Here is an 18,878-nt window from a genome sequence, read left to right on the forward strand (position 1 = left end):
CAAGCCACAAACAAAAAAGCCACCTGATTGGGTGACTCCTAAGTTTAGCACTTATGTGGTATAATATTCTACGACACTGCTACACCGCCTACGAAAGGAGGTGAGATAGCCCATGATGGAATTAGTACTCAAAACTATCATCGGACCAATTGTGGTCGGTGTCGTTCTTCGTATAGTCGATAAATGGCTAAACAAGGACAAATAGTGTCAAAAAAGACCTCAAGCTTATTTGGTCGTGAGCTTGGGGTCTTTTCTAACCTATGATATAGAACTAGTACTCAATTCCTTTTTATTATCCCATAGTTCACGAATTTTGTCAAAGGTTTACATTTTCTTCAACCGCTGTACGACAAGACGGTTAAGATTAAGAGAACGTTAGGGATTCTATCAATTTCATAGAAATTTTGATTTCGTAAACGAAGAGACAATCTTACATGTCACTTCTCATTTAATACGCCACTACTAGACAAGCAAAATCATTATTACAGTAGTTCCAGTTCTTCAATTAACAGTCACTTACAATCAAATTGAGTTTGAACTAGCTGAAGCGACCACAGACCTATTTCTTAGTTATATTCGCTAAAAAAGTCCCCGCCAATTCCCCGACCAAAATCCGAAAAATACCGAAAAATATCGAAAAATTATTTTTAGAATAGTCCCCAAAAGCCTGAAATAGAGCTAAAAAACTCCACCTGATTGGGTGGAGTTAAGGGAGATTATTATGAAAAAGAAAAGTTTAGGATTTTATTAAATAAAGTTAGGAGGTCTTTATTTAATAACTACATGATACAAGACGAAACTTAAAACTAGCTTAACTTTTCTAAAATTTTACTATTTTGCAAAAAATTTCTATCACCAGCACCTCACCACGCAAAAAAGCCACCTGATTGGGTGGCTTCATTAGGAGATTGTGATGAAAAAAGTTTAGGATTTTATTAAATAAAGTTAGGAGGTCTTTATTTAATGACTATATAATACTAGACCATCCTTAAATTTTGCTTAAGAAAAAACAAGTTTTGTTATTTTTTACGATTCATCCAAGTCATCCCTATACAATTATAGGTGGATAAGATTTCAAAGCCCATAGAACGATAGAAGCCCAAGGTTCTTTCTGTCTCTTCTGTCACCAGCTGGACTTGATAGGCATCTTTGTAATCCTCTAAAGCCTCTTTCATCAAGGCACTACCAATTCCTTGACGCTGATAGATTGGTAAAACGATTAAATCCTGAACCAATACTGATGAGAATCCATCTCCAACCAAACGAATCAAGCCCACCACAGCATCACCATCAAGTGCCAGATAAATTACTAATGAATGAGATAAGGCCTGCTCCAGCATCTCTGGTTGATGGGTATAATTTGTCCAACCGACAGCCTGATAGAGATGTAAAACATCCTCTAGCTTGACAATTTCTTGCTTTTTAATAGTAATCATCTCAACACCTCTTAAAGTTCTCTCAAGCTCTTGTACTGCTGTCCATTTTTATCAAAATTTTCAGGACGCAACCATGTTTCCAAACGATCTTTGACTTGAGGCCAGTCCTTATCAATCATAGACAACCAATCCGTATCTCTCGTACGTCCCTTATAAACCACTGCCTGACGGAAGGTTCCTTCATAAATAAAGCTCAAACGCTCCGCAGCTCGTCTGGATGGCAGATTTAAGGCATCGCATTTCCACTCGTAGCGACGATAGTTTAGCTCCTCAAAAACATAGCGAGCTAGGAGATACTGAGCTTCAGTTCCTATCCGTGTACCCCTTAGATCTGGAGAAAAAGTGACTGCTCCGACTTCTATTACTCGGTTATTCTGGTCAATGCGCATGAGAGAAAAAGATCCCAAAGCCTTACCAGTCGCCTTGTCTATGATTGCATAGTAAAAACGGTCCTTACGAGCCAACATCTGATGTAAAAGGCTAACCAGCTCCCCCATCTCTGCTACTGGCTCCTGAAAAAGGTAGGTCCACATCTCCTGAGGCGTATCAGGCCCATAAACAGCTAGCAAATCCTCCGCATGCTTTTCCACTGAAAGAGCCTCTATCCTAGCATAACGCCCTTCTAAGAAATCAATAGAAGGCAGTTCACCTGGTGTATAACCTTCCATTGACTCCCCAATCATTTGACCATATTCATTTACTGGCATAGCTTTCTCCTTTTTTCACTTTTCAAACTTTATAGTTGCCCATAGTATACCATACTTTCATAAGAAGATTCAAAAAATCCTCCAGATTCTACTCTGAAGGATTCCTACCTTATTTCACAACGATATTAACGAGTTTAGTTGGCTCAAACAGTTTGGGAAACTGTTTGAGGTTGGAAATCAGCAAATAAATTGGTTATTTTACAACAATATTAACCAATTTATTTGGTACACTAATCACTTTCACGATTTCCTTACCGTCAATTTCTGCTTTGACTTTTTCATCCGCTAGAGCAATTTCTTGCAATTCTTCACGTGATAGGTCTTTAGCGACCATGAGTTTGGCACGGACTTTACCTTTGATTTGGACAACGATTTCGATTTCGTCTTCAACCAGTTTACTTTCGTCCCATGTTGGCCAAGTCACGTAAGAGATTGACTCACCTGTTGCAGCAACAGTTTGCCAGAGTTCTTCTGCCAAGTGAGGTGCAAATGGGGCAATCAATTGGATAAATCCTTTGGCATAGTCAACATAGAGCTTGTCTTCCTTGTTAGCCGCATTGACAAAGACCATAAGTTGGGCAATGGCTGTGTTGAATTTGAGGGAATCAATTTGCTCTGTGACAGCTTTAACAGTTTCGTTGTAAACCTTGTCAAGAGCGCCATTGTTTTCCGCAACAATTTCCTTACTTCTAATCAAACGGTAAACACGGTCAAGGAACTTACGACTTCCTTCCAGACCTTCTTCTGACCAAGCAATCGAAGCATCGAGTGGTCCCATGAACATTTCATAGACACGAAGGGTATCAGCACCGTATTGTTCCACCACATCGTCTGGGTTGACAACGTTCTTGAGCGATTTAGACATCTTGGCTGGCGCTTGCTCCAACTCTTCCCCTGTTTCCACATGGAAGAAAGAACCATCACGTTTTTCAACCTTGTCAGTCGCCACAAGAGCCCCACGGTGGTCACGATAGCTTGTTCCCAAAATCATTCCTTGGTTAAAGAGTTTTTGGAATGGTTCCTTAGTTGGAACAACACCGAGGTCATAGAGGAATTTATGCCAGAAACGAGCGTAAAGCAAGTGAAGTACAGCATGTTCCGCACCACCCACGTAGATATCTACTGGCAACCATTGTTTGAGCAGATCCTCGTCAGCCAATTTCTCAGTATTGTGTGGGTCAATATAGCGGAGGTAGTACCAGCTTGAACCTGCCCATTGTGGCATAGTATTTGTTTCACGACGACCTTTGACACCATCTTCACGAGTCACTTCAAGCCAGTCTGTCAAGTTAGCTAGTGGACTTTCACCAGTACCTGAGGGACGGATATCCTTAGTTACAGGCAAGACAAGTGGCAATTCACTTTCAGGGACAGCTGTTGAAGTTCCATCTTCCCAATGAATGATTGGGATTGGCTCACCCCAGTAACGTTGACGGCTAAAGAGCCAGTCGCGGAGACGGTAGGTTACCTTCTCTTGTCCACAGCCTTTTTCTTCCAACCAAGCCACAATCTTGGCAATAGCGTCTTCTTTGTTGAGTCCATCTAGGAAGTCTGAATTAACGTGAAGGCCATCTTCTGTGTAGGCAGCTTCTTCAACATTTCCACCTTCAAGTACTTCGACGATTGGAAGGTCAAATTGTTTGGCAAATTCCCAGTCACGTTGATCGTGGGCAGGCACAGCCATTACCGCACCTGTACCATAGCTAGCAAGAACGTAATCCGCAATCCAGATTGGAATTTCCTTACCATTGACAGGATTGATGGCATAAGCACCAGTCCATACACCAGTTTTTTCTTTGGCAAGGTCGGTACGAGCCAAGTCTGACTTAAGGCTGGCTTGGTGTTTGTAGTCTGCTACTGCTTCTGCTTGCTCTGTGCTTGTGATGGCATCTACTAATTCATGTTCAGGAGCCAAAACAGTGAAAGTCGCACCGAAAAGTGTGTCCGGACGAGTAGTAAAGACTGTAAATTCCTTGTCTGTTCCTTTTACTTTGAAAGTTACATTGGCACCAGTTGATTTACCAATCCAGTTGCGTTGCATATCCTTGATAGACTCTGACCAATCTAGTTCATCTAAGTCATTGAGCAAGCGCTCTGCGTAAGCCGTGATTTTGAGCATCCATTGGCGCATTGGTTTGCGGACAACTGGATAGCCTCCACGTTCAGAAGTTCCGTCAGGAAGCACTTCTTCATTGGCAATGGCAGTTCCCAATTCCTCAACCCAGTTTACTGGCACTTCAGCTTCATAGGCCAAGCCTTTTTCGTAAAGCTTGGTGAAAATCCATTGAGTCCACTTGTAGTAGTTTGGATCTGTTGTGTTGACTTCACGATCCCAGTCATAAGAAAATCCAAGCGCATTGATTTGACGTTTGAAGTTGGCAATGTTTTCCGCTGTAAATTCTGCTGGGTCATTACCAGTATCCATAGCGTATTGCTCTGCAGGCAAACCAAAAGCATCCCAACCCATTGGGTGAAGGACATTGTAGCCTTGCGCACGTTTGTAACGACTGAGGATATCGGTTGCAGTATAACCTTCTGGGTGTCCTACGTGCAGACCAGCTCCAGACGGATAAGGGAACATATCAAGCGCATAAAACTTAGGTTTTGATGCATCTGTTCCTGTCTTAAATGTATGATGTTCTGCCCAGTAGCCCTGCCACTTAGGCTCAATTTCTTTATGATTGTAAAAACTCATGGTCTCTCTCCAATTTTGTGATGTTACTATTATACCATTTTTGAGGGAATTTGAAATGTGTTTAAAGGAAAAACTGTATACTGTATCTCATTAATTTTGATGACTATGAATTGCTCTATCTCCCACTTTTTATCCCATTGTTATGCAGTAAATCAAGGAGTAAGTCAAGAAGCTTATCTCGTATAGCACAAAATACTTATTTTAGACCGAAGATAAAACTGGAATGCTAATTAATGTATTCACAATAAATAGCCGACTACCTATGTCGCTTTTTGATTTATGAAGAACGTATAGTAGACTGAATCTGAAATAGTACGAAACAATTGCTAAAACATTTATAGAAATTAATTTTACTTTCCCAATCGATTTGTTCTCATCCTATTTCAATCTTCTATAGAATTCAATACAGGGATCAATAAAAGACTACCATTTGGAAAACAGTAGTCCTTATTGTTTATTTTGAATTTACATAGGCATCTACAGCGATAATAGCTTGAGCAACATCTGAGGGCGAAATCTTAAACGGCATCTGATGAATTGTCTCACCCTCCATAGTTGCTTGTTTACCAACTTTTATTAAATCATCATATCCAACTTGATCCAAATGCATTTCTTTTAGAGTTGTTGGCATACCAATTTTTTTGTAAAACTCAATATACTTATCAAGTTCTTCTTTAGGTCTATTTTCCAATAATAGTTGTACTAAAGTTCCATAAGCTACTTTTTCACCATGTGTTAAATGATGAATGTCGCCTGTCAATGCAGTAAAACCATTATGAATTGCATGCGCCGCAGCTAATCCTCCACTTTCAAAACCTAGGCCACTCAATAAAGTATTAGCTTCAACAATATTTTCTAATGCTGGTGTCACCACTTTAGCTTCACAAGCTGCCATAGCCTGTAAACCATCTGCAAACAGCGTTTCTTCACATTTCTTCGCAATTGCAACTCCAGCCAATGTTTGCTGTTGTCCCAACATAGTTTTTCCATTTGCCTGCATAACCGCACGCGCCTCAACCCAAGTTGCTAAACCATCTGCAATACCAGACGCTAATAAACGCTTAGGGGCTTGTGAAATAACTTTTGTATCAACCAAAACTAAATCTGGATTTTTAGAATAAAATAGATAATGATCAAATGCACCTTCATCTGTATAAATAACAGATAAAGCAGATACAGGTGCGTCGGTCGATGCAATTGTTGGAGCAATAATAACAGGCTTTTCAATCAAATCTGCAATAGCTTTTGCGCTATCAATCGTCTTTCCCCCACCAAGACCGATAATACTATCACAATTTTCTTTCTCAGCCAAGGCAACAACTCGATTGATTTCATTGTCAGAAGCTTCACCATTAAATAGCGCCAGAACAATATGGAAACCATACCTATGTAGATAATCTTCAAATCGTTTTCCAACAATATCATAAACCAACTGATCGCATAATAGAATAGGGTAATTTCCCAAATCCAAAATTGATTTGGCATTTTCAAACAAGGCATTTTCCCCCTGAATATATCTAGAAGGACTAGCAAAAATTCTCATATGTATTTCCTCTCTATCTAAATGGAACGACTATTTTGAGTAACAAACCAATCGTCAGAAAAATCATCAACCGCCTTTTGGATAGATGGCATGGCGAAAGCTGATTCAAAAACATCTGCTCCTGCTGTAACAGCATGCGCACCTGCAGCTAAAGCATTATTTACTTGTGCTACATTTTTAAAGGATGCAGCTAAAATCTTACTAGGAGAGTTCTGTCTATCAATAGCAAGAGCTAATTGACGAATGACAGAATTTGAATCAATGTTCAGATTTTCCATTCTATTATAATATGGAGCTAGGTAATCCGCTCCTGCTTCGATAGCTAATAATCCCTGAATAACTGTATAAATAGCTGTTGCAGTGATATGGTAGCCCTCTTTTTTTAGCGCCTTTATTGCACGTAATCCAGCTGGAGTAACAGGTACTTTGATAAATATATCATCTCCTGCTTGTCTTCGAATTTTATGAGCGTCCTTTAAGATGCCTTCAAAATCTTGAGAAATCACCTGAACATGAATAGAGGGTGTAGAGCCAATCAATTCTCTTACATCTTTGATTCGTTCAAAAAAATTAATAGAACCCTCTCTTTTTGCAATAGTGGGATTTGAAGTTACCCCAGCTAGCGGCAAAATTTCAGACCACTTTTTAATCTCATCTAAATTTAATGTGTCAAGCATAAATTCCATAAAAAGAACCTCTTTATTTTACAAAGTATGCTCAGTACGTCCTATAATGTCATCTTGGGTTGCCTTAGAAAGAACATTGAAGAATGCAGAGTATCCTGCAACACGAACAATTAAGTCTCTGTGTTTTTCAGGATGTTTCTGAGCGTCAATCAACGTCTCTCTGGAAACAACATTGTATTGAATATGGTACCCATGTAAACGATTAAAGAATGTTCGTAACAAAGCAATTAGTTTTAATTTATCTTCTTCTTTGGCTAACGTTTGAGGATTTACTTTCTGATTTAAGAGAACCCCACCTACGATTTCATCTGTTGGTAATTTTGAAACAGATTTTAAAACAGATGTAGGGCCGTGTTGATCCATATTATGTGATGGTGAACAACCCTCTGCTAACGGTGTACCCGCGTTGCGTCCATCTGGAGTTGCTAATGTTCCACGTCCCTGCCCTACGTTGGCTGATATAGAAGATGTTCCTGAATAACGAATTCCTCCAATAGGCCCTCTTCCATAACGTGTATTAGGATATTTAGCAATTTCATCAACATAAATGTCATAAGCAGCAGTAACCAATTTGTCAGCATAATCATCATCATTACCATACTTAGGTGCATCATGAATCAACATTTCTTGAATGACCTTACCTTCTTCTCCGGCATAATCTGTTTCCAGTGCATGCCAAAGCTGACTTGGGCTTATACGTTCTTCCTCAAACACCAATTTTTTAATTGCAGCTAATGAATCCGACAAATTTGCAATTCCAACTTGCAATCCTGATATATAATCATATACTGCTCCACCTTCTTTAAGGTGTTTTCCACGACCAATACAATCATCAGTCAATGCTGAACATAGAATATCAGGAACTTCTCGTTCCAATGATAAATCAATAGAATTTTCAACAATAACACTCATTCGTGTCAAATATCTTAGTGTTTTATCCCAAGCATTTTCTAATTCAGAAAAGTTCTTCATATCCTTAAAATGACCAAAGCTTGGTGCAAACCGTTTACCCGAAGCCGGATCAATTCCATCATTCATCGTGATAAGTAGAACCTTAGGGAAGTTCATATAACTCATACCTGTGCAACGATAGCCCCATTTCCCCGGAACTGCCGTTTCAACACATCCAATGGCACTGTAATCATAAGCATCATCTTCCAATACTCCTTTTGCAATAAAAGAAGGAATAATAATCTCATCATTATTAAATGCAGGCATACCAAAACCAAGTTTCATCACTTCAATACACTCATTCATGAAACGAGCATCTAAACCTGCATGGTAACGTACAGTTAGATTAGGTTGCGGTAGATGGGTTTGTGCAACTGATTTTAATACCAAATAAGATAATGGGTTAACAGCATCCTTCTTATCTCGAGTCTGTCCACCAATTGTAACATTTTGATATAAAGGACTTCCTGCTGAAGAAAATGTATGTGATTGACTGCGAACCTTATTAATTGTAATTGTCTTAATCCAAAGATTTGTCAGACGTTCAACAATGCTATCTTCTGTTTCTTTACCACTTTCTAAATCAGCCTTCATATATGGATACATATATTGATCAAAACGGCCATATGAAAGAGAGTGGCCATTAGATTCAATTTGTAAAATACATTGAATAAACCAAACTGATTGAATAGCTTCTGCAAAAGTAGTTGCCGGTTCATATGGGACTCTAGAGCAAATATCTGCAATCTCAAGTAATTCTTTCTTACGTTTAGGATTTGCATTTTCGGCTAAACTTTTAGCAAGAGCAACAAAGCGCTTTGCATATACTTTAATAGCATCGATTACGATAAATATAGAGTCGTAAAAATGATATTTATCAATACTTGCTGGATCTGTTAAATCTAGAGCTACTTTTGCTTTACGAGCCCGCTCTTCAAAACCTCTTAAACCAAATTGCAAAAGTTTCTGATAGTTAACTGCTAAGTGAGCATCTCCAGAATTCATCTTACCTTCCATACCGAAGAATCCTGTTTCCATATAAACTGACACTTCTTCAGGTAATAAGGCACCAGCTCTAACACGTAAATTATTATTTTCCCAAAACGGAGCAATACTTCTAAGTTGTTCTTTTGTTTCTTCTGTAATATAGAAAACATCTCCATCACGCTTTTCAAAAAGATCCAACTCATTGAGAACAAATTCTAGCGTATATTCCGGAAAAATAGGAGCATCTTTATTGGAAGAAGCTTGATTTCCCGCAATCATAGATTCTTCTTCAATATAGATAGACATATTTTCCAAAATTTCTTTCAGCATATATGCACGTTTTAGGACATTAGGTTGTTCCTTGTATCGTTCATAGGCGCGTGTTGCTAGAACTGCTCTCTCAGCATCAATATAAGGTTTTTTATTTAAAACATCTTCTCGATATTTGTTCATCCTTTCAGTAAGGCTGCCAAAATATTCTGTCTTGATTGTTGTTCTTGCTACTTCTGTATTTACCATCGTAAGCACCTTTCTTTCGAAAATATTTTTATTTCTTTCGAAAATATAATACCGATTTTTATAGAAATTTTCAAGCTTTTAACTAGAAAAATTTTAACTCTCTAATTTTTAGCACAAATGTGTGAGTTTAACAGTAACACACAAATACCTCTAAGATTGTTTGATTTCATTTTGGTAAGCTAAACGATCTTGTATCTTAAAGAATGGAAAGTAAACCACTGTAGATATCACCAATACTAATAACTGAGTCACAACACCTTGCCATCCACCCACCAAAAATCCTGATAGAATAGCTGGTGTACTCCAAGGCAATGTTACCCCTGAGAATGGCTGCATGAAACCTGTTGCAATAGCTCCATATACTATCACAGCTGCAAGTACAGGAACAAGAATGAAAGGTACAAACATAACTGGATTCATGACAATCGGAAATCCAAATACAACTGGCTCATTTACGTTAAATATTGCTGGAAAAGCTGCAACTTTTCCTAAGGTTTGGTATTGTTTTGATTTTGCTGCAAAAAGCATGGCAACTACAAGACCAAACGTAATCCCTGAACCTGATAGAATTAAAAATGAATCTAAAAATTGTTGAGTAACAATATGTGCACCATTTTCTAATGATAGATTAGCAGAGGCTAACATAGCTTTATTAGCGTCAAGATTAGATAAAAGCAGAGCTGTCACTACTCCATTTACTACCGATTGCCCATGAACACCAAACCACCACAAAAATGATATAAAGAATGCAATTCCAATAGCACCATACAAAGATCCAGTTAAACCTTGCAACGGAACTTGAATAGCAGAATAAATCATTTCTATGAATGTTCCGCCATTAGTCAATGACTTCGCTAAAATATATACAATCATAGAAGATAAGAAAATTACAAATGCTGGAATCATTGCTTCAAACTGTTTGGCAATAGCTTGTGGAACTTGTTCTGGCATCTTAATAACAATTTTTCTCTTTATAAAGAAGGTATAAATACTTCCTACTACCAAACCTATAATGATAGCACCGATAATTCCTTGGCCTCCAAACCAAACTTTACTAATAGCGTCCCCAATCGCCTCACCTTGTTTAGGGATATAAGATGATCTTAGCAAAATAAAGAATGCAGATACAGATAGAACTCCAGCTGGTAAAGCCTCTACTCCGCTATTCTTAGCATAAGAATAGGCAATTGAAAAACAAGAAATTAGACCCATAATAGCAAAAGTTCCTGAATATACTTGCATAAACGGCTCTGTCCAATTAGCTCCAAAAACACTAGCAATGCTCTTATTTAATCCTTCGAACGGCAATTGTCCCATAATCAAGAACAAACTACCAACTACTGTCAATGGCAAAATTGCTAACATCCCATCTTTTAGAGCTATAATGCCACGCATATTCACAAACTTCATCATCGGTGCAATGATTTTCTGAACATCCATCTTTGACATAATAAATCTCCTTTTCTTACCCACTAATCAAAGATAGGGCCAAATCTAATACTTTTTTCCCATCTAACATACCATAGTCCATCATCGGAATAACAGCTATCGGAACATCACACTTATCACAAATTTCTTTTGATTTATCTAATGTATAAGCAACTTGTGGACCCAATAGTGCAACATCTATATTTGGCGCATAATCCGCTAATTTAGACTGAGAAAACGCCTCTATTTCTGCCTCAACTCCACTAGCTTGCGCTGCAATTTTCATATTATTTACAAGCATACCAGTAGAAAAACCTGCTGCACAAAACAAACCAATCTTCACCATTATGTTTTCCTCCTCTATGTTAATAACAATGATAATACTCTAGTATTATTTTTTATGAAGTTCTTTTCTCAAACTAATAATTTCTTTGATTAAATTAATCTCCGTCATACTAGTCATGAGATGATCTTGTGAATGAACAAAGAGAGCTGTAATTTCTGTCTTTGTACCAGACGCTTCCTGTGCCAAGAATTTTGTTTGTAGATTATGAGCTTCTAATAAGGCGGCATCAGCTAACTGGATTTCTTCTTCACATCGTTCACATGTACCGTTCTTTATGTAATCTAATGCTTTATAAATATGTTGTTTCGCATCGCCAGCATATAAAATTAAACCCATGATAATTTGATCTGGAACAATAATTTCCATAAATTCCTCCTCATTTCACTATGTAAAAAGCTTTTTTCATTTGAAATTTTAAAATTTTCTTTTGTAACTATAGAATACAACTACATAATAAAGTTGTCAATCCAAAAACAACAGATAAACTATTTTTGTTTATATAAGCACAAATGTGCAATCGACTAAAAAGAAAAAACGATAAACTGATCAGTCTATCATTTTCACTCACCTAGAATCTCTCTAAAAGTCAAATCACCATCTTCTTCCAAAACTTTTAAAATTGTATTTTTATCTGTAATCAAATGATTTACTAAATTAGCACGCAAGACAGAAAGAATCGAAGATACTTTCGTATCACCGTAAGCAACAGCTAAACTTTGAGGAATATTTTTTAAATCTTCCAAAGAGATGGCTATCGTTCTTTCCTGTAAGTTTTCATAGACTTCTTTACCTTTTGAATCAAAAAATCGACAACAAATTTCTCCTACAGTTTTAACTTTGGTCAATTCTTTAAAGTCATCCTCTGTAAGCATGTCTAACCATTGATGTTTCCCTTTATTGCTAAAATCACCAATTCCGACTACAGCTATATCTAAATCTTTCCAACTATTTTTCAAATTTTCAAAATATCTTGATTGCAAAATACCATCTGCTAACAATTTATTTTCTTGCACAATCGTTGCATTCATAAATGTACACTCTCCATGAAATTTTCTAGACATTTCATAAATCAGTGTATTCACATGGTATTTAGCGTGTATGTGACTAGGACCACCTGCTAGAGGATAGAAGTGAACATTTCGGACACTTTTACTGTGAATTAAATCTACTAAATTACTTAAACTTTTCCCCCAAGAAAAGCCAATTTTCATATTATCATCAATTAGATTCCTAAGGACGCCTGCTGCAACTTGAGAAATTCTTTCAGATAAAATTGTTGGAGTATCATCAAATTCATTTGGAATAATTTCTAAACTTTCCAAACTGTATTTTTCTTTTACATAATTTTCCAACTTAAACATATTGGTATCAAAATTCTCTATTTCAATTTTAACAATTCCTACATTCCTTGCTTCTGTTAACATTCTACTAATAGAGGTTCTATAAATTCCTAATTTTGCTGCTATTTGTGACTGATTTAAGTTTTCAATATAATACAGATAAGCAATTTTAGAAAGCAGTTTATTCCTATCTTGATTCATACACTTAACCTCTTACGAAACTACCTTAACCATTATCCCAGCATTTTCTAATGTAGCTATATTTTGTTTAGAAAGTTTTTCGTCTGTTATTACTTCATAGACTTGACTTAAAGCAAATCTTCTTACTGTACCTCTTTTATCAAATTTACTTGAGTCAGTTAGGACAATGACTTTATCCGACACTGCTGAAATATATTGAACTACCTCACTGCGCATTAAATCTTTTCCGGTAAAGCCCATCTCTTTATCGTAACCATCTGTCCCAACAAAAGCTTGACACACATGAAAAGTCTGTATCATTTCTTTTAATAAAGGTCCTACAGTCACCTGTGAATCTTTCTGAAACTCACCACCAAGAACAATAACACGACATGAATCATAAGCTCTCACAAAATTTGCTATAAAAAACGAATTTGTTACAATCGTAACATTTCTTTTTTGCTTGCAAATTTCCTCAGCAAGTAAAGCACAGGTCGATCCAGATTCTATCATTATTGTTTCATTATCTGACACCAATTTTACTGCTTCCTGAACAATTTTTCTCTTAGTTTCATAATTAATTGACAAACGTACATTTAAGTCATCTCCACTATTTAATACAGCATATCCATGCTCTCTGTGTAATAAACCTTTTGACTCTAATTTATCTAAATCTTTTCTAATCGTTACTTTCGATACATTTAATTTTTCCGATAATGTATTAACGTCGATCTTTTCATATTCTGATACTAATTTAATAATTTGTTCCAATCTTTTCATTTTACACCTCCGTTTTATTCTACCAAAATAAAAAGCAAAAAACAACAAATTAAACTTTCGTTCGTAATTGTTTTCCTTTCGTTTTTGTGATAGGATAGACTTATGAAGAGGAGGAACTCTTATGGAAATATCTAAAGGAATTATTTTTAATATTCAACACTTTTCAATTCATGACGGCCCGGGTATTCGTACAACTGTTTTTTTAAAAGGATGTCCTCTGCGCTGTCCATGGTGTTCTAACCCTGAATCTCAAAGAATGAAACCTGAAAAAATGAAAGATGCTCAACGAGAGAAATTCACCTTAGTCGGTGAAGAAAAGACTGTAGAAGAAATTATTACAGAGGTATTAAAAGACAAAGAATTTTACGAAGAATCCGGTGGAGGTTTAACTTTATCAGGAGGTGAAATATTTGCTCAGTTTGAATTTGCTAAAGCCATCTTAAAATCAGCTAAAGAACATCACATACACACTGCCATTGAAACTACTGCCTTTGTTGATCATGAAAAATTTATCGATTTAATTCAATATGTGGATTTTATCTACACAGACCTAAAACATTATAATTCTATAAAACATAAAAAAGTGACTGGGGTTTTTAATCAAATGATTATTAAAAACATTCATTATGCTTTTTCTCAAAATAAAACTATCGTTTTAAGAATCCCAGTTATTCCTAATTTTAACAATAGTTTAGAGGATGCAGAAAAATTCGCTACTCTATTTAACTCATTAAATATCGACCAAGTTCAACTACTCCCTTTTCATCAATTTGGTGAAAACAAATATCGTTTATTAAATCGGAAATATGAAATGGATGGAGTCAACGCACTTCATCCTGAAGATCTTATTGATTATCAAAAGGTATTTCTGAACCACCATATTAATTGTTATTTCTAGTTCATTTCCTTGAAACGCTCTAGCTATTTGCAGATAACAAGCATCTATATAAGGTTATCAAAGAAGACTTCCCCATGACTCTAAATGAATATATCTTACAATATCGCCTGAAACAAGCTATAGATAAGATGACTGAATCTCCCAACTCCTCTTTAAGCGATATCTCTGACCAAGTTGGATTTTCAGACTATAAATATTTTGCCAAAGTATTTAAAAAGTATCTCCATATTTCCCCAAAAAAATTGAAATCACTCGGAAGAATAGTAAAATAGGCTATTCTTCTTTTTGTAGAGAATTTTACTCTAATATAGTGAATTGAAATAAGATGTGAACATCTCTATCAGGAAAGTCAAATTAATTTATAGAAATATTTTAGCAGTCAAGGTGTACTATTATAGATTCAATGCACTATAGAATAGAATTGCAGGTTTTAAAAACGCTTACATTGTTTTAAAATAAACTTAAATAACACAACGGAGGTATCCATCATGAAAAAGAAATGGATGTATTATGCTGCTTGTTCTTCTAATGAATCTGCCGATGACAGTTCATCTGATAAAGGAGACGGTGATTCGCTAGTCGTTTATTGACCAAACTCAGAAGGCTTAATTGGAGCAACTATTCCTGCCTTTGAAGAAAAATATGGTATCAAAATAGAACTGATTCAAGCTGGTACTGGAGAACTTTTCAAAAAACTAGAGTCAGAAAAAGAAGTTCCTGTAGCTGATGTTATCTTTGGTGGTTCTTATACACAATATGCTACCCACGGAGAACTCTTTGAAAACTATATTTCAAAAGAAAATGATAATGTTATCAAAGAATATCAAAACACAACTGGCTTCTCTACTCCTTATACACTAGATGGTAGTGTTTTAATCGTCCACCCTGATTTAACTAAAGGCATGAACATCGAAGGATATAGCGACCTTCTCAAACCTGAACTAAAAGGAAAAATCGCAACTGCTGACCCAGCAAACTCTTCTAGCGCCTTTGCTCAATTAACAAATATGCTACAAGCTCAAGGTGGTTACAAAGATGATAAGGCTTGGTCTTATGTAAAAGATCTTTTCACACTTATTGATGGTATAGTAAAATGAAATAAGAACAGGACAAGTTAATCAGGACAGTCAAATCGATTTCTAACAATGTTTTAGAAGTAGATGTGTACTATTCTAGTTTCAATATACTATAAAATCGGTTTAAGTTCATCTGGTGTCTATAAAGCAGTCGCTGATGGAGAAATGACTGTTGGTCTCTCTTATGAAGATCCAGCAGTTAAACTCTTAAATGACGGAGCTAACATTAAGGTAGTCTATCCAAAAGAAGGAACCGTCTTCCTACCTGCTAGTGCTGCTATCGTTAAAAAATCTAAAAATATGGAAAATGCCAAGAAATTTATCGATTTTATTATCTCTCAAGAAGTACAAGATACACTTGGTACAACCACTACTAACCGTCCTGTTCGTAAAAATGCTAAAACAAGCGAAAACATGAAACCAATTGACAAAATCAAAACACTCACTGAAGATTATGATTATGTCATCAAGAATAAATCAGATATCGTTAAGAAATACAACGAAGTCTTTACAGATATCCAATCTAAACAGTAAAAGAGGTTCACTATGAGTGAGATCAAAATTATTAACGCCAAAAAAATCTACCACGATGTCCCTGTTATTGAGAATTTGAACATTACAATTCCAAAAGAAAGTCTCTTTACCCTTCTTGGACCCTCAGGATGTGGGAAAACAACCCTTCTTCGTATGATTGCAGGTTTCAACAGTATCGAAGGTGGAGAATTTTACTTCGATGATACAAAAATCAATAATATGGAACCCAGCAAACGCAATATCGGGATGGTTTTCCAAAACTACGCTATTTTCCCACATTTGACTGTCCGAGACAACGTTGCTTTTGGTCTTATGCAAAAGAAGGTTCCAAAAGAAGAATTGATTCAACAGACCAACAAGTATCTTGAACTCATGCAAATTGCTCAATATGCGGATCGAAAGCCCGATAAACTCAGTGGTGGACAACAACAACGTGTCACCTTGGCATGCGCCTTAGCGGTTAATCCAAGTGTTCTCCTCATGGACGAGCCACTTAGTAATCTGGAGGCCAAACTTCGCTTGGATATACGTCAAGCCATCCGAGAAATCCAACACGAAGTGGGAATTACAACTGTTTATGTAACCCACGACCAAGAAGAAGCCATGGCTATTTCAGACCAAATTGCTGTTATGAAAGATGGGGTGATCCAACAAATCGGCCGACCAAAAGAACTCTATCATAAACCAGCTAATGAGTTTGTGGCAACCTTTATCGGACGCACAAATATTATCCCTGCCAATCTTGAAAAACGGAGCGACGGCGCTTATATCGTCTTTTCAGATGGCTATGCCCTTCGAATGCTAGCTCTTGATCAGGTTGAGGAGCAAGCTATTCATGTAAGCATTCGTCCCGAAGAGTTTATCAAAGATGAATCTGGAGATATTGAAGGAACTATTAGCGATAGCGTCTATCTTGGACTAAATACGGAGTATTTCATTGAGACAGGTTTTGCCTCAAAAATTCAAGTTAGTGAAGAATCAACTTTTGAAGAAGAACTACAAAAAGGCAATCGTATTCGTCTACGAATCAATACGCAAAAATTAAACATCTTTTCTGCAGATGGTTCCCAAAACCTGATAAAAGGAGTCAACCATGGAACGTAAAAAACTAAATATTTGGACAGCCTCCTCTTTCTTCATCTTTCTTACCTATCTTGTCTTTCTCGTTTATCCTATCGTTACCGTGCTCAAGTAAGCACTTATACATGAAGGATAATTCTCACTAGCTAATTTTGTCACTTTCTTTAGTAAAACCTACTACTCTGAGACACTAGTCAACAGTTTCAGGGTTTCCATTACCGCTACTGTCACTTCCTTAGTTGTAGGAACCCTATTAGCTTATCTCTTCTCTATGTATGACTTCAAGGGGAAGAAATTTCTACAAATATTGATTATCATTGCTTCCATGTCAGCTCCTTTCGTAGGAGCCTACTCCTGGATTCTCTTGCTGAGACGAAATGAGGTCATCACTAAATTTTTGACAAATGCCCTTCATCTTCCAGCTATCGATATTTATGGATTCAAAGGAATTATACTTGTCTTTACACTGCAACTATTCCCACTGGTATTTCTATATGTTGCTGGAACAATGAACAGTATTGACAATTCTCTACTTGAAGCTGCTGAAAGCATGGGATCCTTCGGATTTAAACCTATCGTAACGGTTGTTTTACCTCTCCTAGTTCCAACCTTACTAGCAGCCCCTTGCTTGTATTTATGAGAGCATTCTCAGACTTTGGAACGCCTATGTTGATTGGCGAAGGATATCGGACTTTCCCTGTCCTGATTTATACCCAATTTATTAGCGAGGTTGGAGGAAATTCTGCTTTTGCAATTATGGCGATTATCATTGCCTTGGCAATTTTCCTTATCCAAAAACACATTGCAAACCGCTACAGTTTCAGCATGAATCCGCTCCATCCAATTGAGCCTAAAAAAACTACAAAAGGAAAAATGGCTGCCATTTATGCAACAGTCTACGGAATTATCTTTATCTCTGTTTTACCTCAAATCTACTTAATTTATACCTCTTTCCTAAAAACATCAGGTATGGTATTTGTTAAAGGTTATTCTCCAAACAGTTACAAGGTAGCTTTCAATCGTATGGGATCTGCTATTTTCAATACCATTCGTATCCCTTTGATTGCCTTAGTTCTAGTTGTTCTATTTGCGACATTTATCTCCTACCTAGCCGTTAGAAAACGGAATTTATTTACAAACTTAATTGACAGCCTCAGTATGGTACCTTATATTGTACCAGGAACCGTTCTAGGGATTGCCTTCATTTCTTCCTTCAATACTGGTCTATTTGGAAGTGGATTTCTTATGATTACAGGGACTGCTTTCATCTTGATTATGTCTCTATCTGTCAGAAGATTACCGTATACTATTCGCTCATCTGTTGCTAGCTTACAACAAATAGCACCAAGTATTGAAGAAGCTGCTGAAAGCTTAGGAAGTAGTCGTCTCAATACCTTTGCTAAGATTACAACTCCAATGATGCTATCGGGTATTATTTCTGGAGCCATCCTATCTTGGGTCACACTGATTTCAGAACTCTCTACTTCTATCCTCTATCCTCCTCTACAATGTCAAAACAAGAACAATGACTGTAGCTATTTATACAGAGGTTCTCAGAGGAAATTACGGTGTAGCCGCAGCCTTGTCAACTATCCTGACTGTTCTAACAGTAGGTTCCTTGCTCTTGTTTATGAAAATCTCTAAAAGCAATAGCATTACACTTTAGTTTTCCACATCAAAAACAGCCGAAAG

The 18,878-nt window shown here is 36.7% G+C and carries 15 protein-coding genes and 2 pseudogenes; 6 read left to right on the forward strand and 11 right to left on the reverse strand.

Features of this window, described 5'->3' with window-relative positions; genetic code table 11:
* Positions 1–112 precede the first annotated feature (112 nt).
* The gene (locus AT689_RS11300; protein WP_000970381.1) at positions 113–205 is read left to right on the forward strand and encodes a type I toxin-antitoxin system Fst family toxin; all 93 of its coding nucleotides are present in this window, start codon (positions 113–115) and stop codon (positions 203–205) included.
* A gap of 814 nt (positions 206–1,019) precedes the next feature.
* On the opposite strand, the gene AT689_RS01155 is transcribed toward AT689_RS11300, so the two are convergent.
* From AT689_RS01155 to AT689_RS01205, 11 genes are all read right to left on the reverse strand, one after another.
* On the reverse strand, positions 1,020–1,436 hold the full coding sequence (locus AT689_RS01155) for a GNAT family N-acetyltransferase (RefSeq protein ID WP_000628392.1): 417 nt from the start codon (positions 1,434–1,436) through the stop codon (positions 1,020–1,022).
* An 11-nt stretch (positions 1,437–1,447) separates the two neighbouring features.
* Positions 1,448–2,143, reverse strand: a complete 696-nt coding sequence (locus AT689_RS01160) for a GNAT family N-acetyltransferase (RefSeq protein ID WP_001144916.1) — start codon at positions 2,141–2,143, stop codon at positions 1,448–1,450.
* A gap of 193 nt (positions 2,144–2,336) precedes the next feature.
* Positions 2,337–4,838: a leucine--tRNA ligase gene (gene leuS / locus AT689_RS01165; RefSeq protein ID WP_000011773.1), complete on the reverse strand. Its 2,502-nt coding sequence runs from the start codon at positions 4,836–4,838 to the stop codon at positions 2,337–2,339.
* A gap of 454 nt (positions 4,839–5,292) precedes the next feature.
* Complete coding sequence (locus AT689_RS01170; protein ID WP_001217828.1) at positions 5,293–6,381, reverse strand: glycerol dehydrogenase; 1,089 nt, start codon at positions 6,379–6,381, stop codon at positions 5,293–5,295.
* 17 nt (positions 6,382–6,398) lie between these two features.
* Positions 6,399–7,067: a fructose-6-phosphate aldolase gene (locus tag AT689_RS01175; RefSeq protein WP_000395438.1), complete on the reverse strand. Its 669-nt coding sequence runs from the start codon at positions 7,065–7,067 to the stop codon at positions 6,399–6,401.
* Between the two features lie 18 nt (positions 7,068–7,085).
* Positions 7,086–9,524 carry a glycyl radical protein gene (locus tag AT689_RS01180; protein WP_000248310.1) on the reverse strand — a complete coding sequence of 813 codons (2,439 nt, stop codon included), beginning with the start codon at positions 9,522–9,524 and terminating at the stop codon, positions 7,086–7,088.
* A gap of 150 nt (positions 9,525–9,674) precedes the next feature.
* Positions 9,675–10,973 (reverse strand): PTS sugar transporter subunit IIC, encoded by a 1,299-nt coding sequence (locus AT689_RS01185; RefSeq protein ID WP_000041347.1) that lies wholly within the window; start codon positions 10,971–10,973, stop codon positions 9,675–9,677.
* 16 nt (positions 10,974–10,989) lie between these two features.
* Entirely contained in the window at positions 10,990–11,298 is a 309-nt protein-coding gene (locus AT689_RS01190) for a PTS sugar transporter subunit IIB (RefSeq protein WP_000238716.1), read from the reverse strand.
* A 45-nt stretch (positions 11,299–11,343) separates the two neighbouring features.
* Entirely contained in the window at positions 11,344–11,664 is a 321-nt protein-coding gene (locus AT689_RS01195) for a PTS lactose/cellobiose transporter subunit IIA (protein WP_000402908.1), read from the reverse strand.
* A 194-nt stretch (positions 11,665–11,858) separates the two neighbouring features.
* Complete coding sequence (locus tag AT689_RS01200; protein ID WP_001070849.1) at positions 11,859–12,839, reverse strand: sugar-binding domain-containing protein; 981 nt, start codon at positions 12,837–12,839, stop codon at positions 11,859–11,861.
* A gap of 12 nt (positions 12,840–12,851) precedes the next feature.
* A complete protein-coding gene (locus AT689_RS01205; RefSeq protein ID WP_000824975.1) occupies positions 12,852–13,598 on the reverse strand; it encodes a DeoR/GlpR family DNA-binding transcription regulator in 747 nt (248 codons plus the stop codon).
* Positions 13,599–13,719: 121 nt separating this feature from the next.
* Here AT689_RS01205 and AT689_RS01210 point away from each other — a divergent pair, with 121 nt between their 5' ends.
* The 5 genes and pseudogenes from AT689_RS01210 (at position 13,720) to AT689_RS12765 (ending at position 18,852) form a co-directional block, all read left to right on the forward strand.
* On the forward strand, positions 13,720–14,496 hold the full coding sequence (locus AT689_RS01210; RefSeq protein WP_000406171.1) for a glycyl-radical enzyme activating protein: 777 nt from the start codon (positions 13,720–13,722) through the stop codon (positions 14,494–14,496).
* 74 nt (positions 14,497–14,570) lie between these two features.
* Positions 14,571–14,768: a helix-turn-helix domain-containing protein gene (locus tag AT689_RS01215; RefSeq protein ID WP_001867511.1), complete on the forward strand. Its 198-nt coding sequence runs from the start codon at positions 14,571–14,573 to the stop codon at positions 14,766–14,768.
* Between the two features lie 390 nt (positions 14,769–15,158).
* Positions 15,159–15,968: pseudogene (locus tag AT689_RS13205) on the forward strand (extracellular solute-binding protein); the annotation flags it as partial.
* A 150-nt stretch (positions 15,969–16,118) separates the two neighbouring features.
* Positions 16,119–17,210, forward strand: coding sequence for an ABC transporter ATP-binding protein (locus AT689_RS01230; protein WP_001289683.1), 1,092 nt, complete (start codon positions 16,119–16,121; stop codon positions 17,208–17,210).
* Positions 17,200–18,852, forward strand: a pseudogene (locus AT689_RS12765) (ABC transporter permease). Before AT689_RS01230 ends, AT689_RS12765 begins: the two are co-directional and overlap by 11 nt.
* Positions 18,853–18,878 lie beyond the last annotated feature (26 nt).

The sequence above is a fragment of the Streptococcus pneumoniae genome (genome assembly GCF_001457635.1).
Lineage (GTDB): Bacteria > Bacillota > Bacilli > Lactobacillales > Streptococcaceae > Streptococcus > Streptococcus pneumoniae.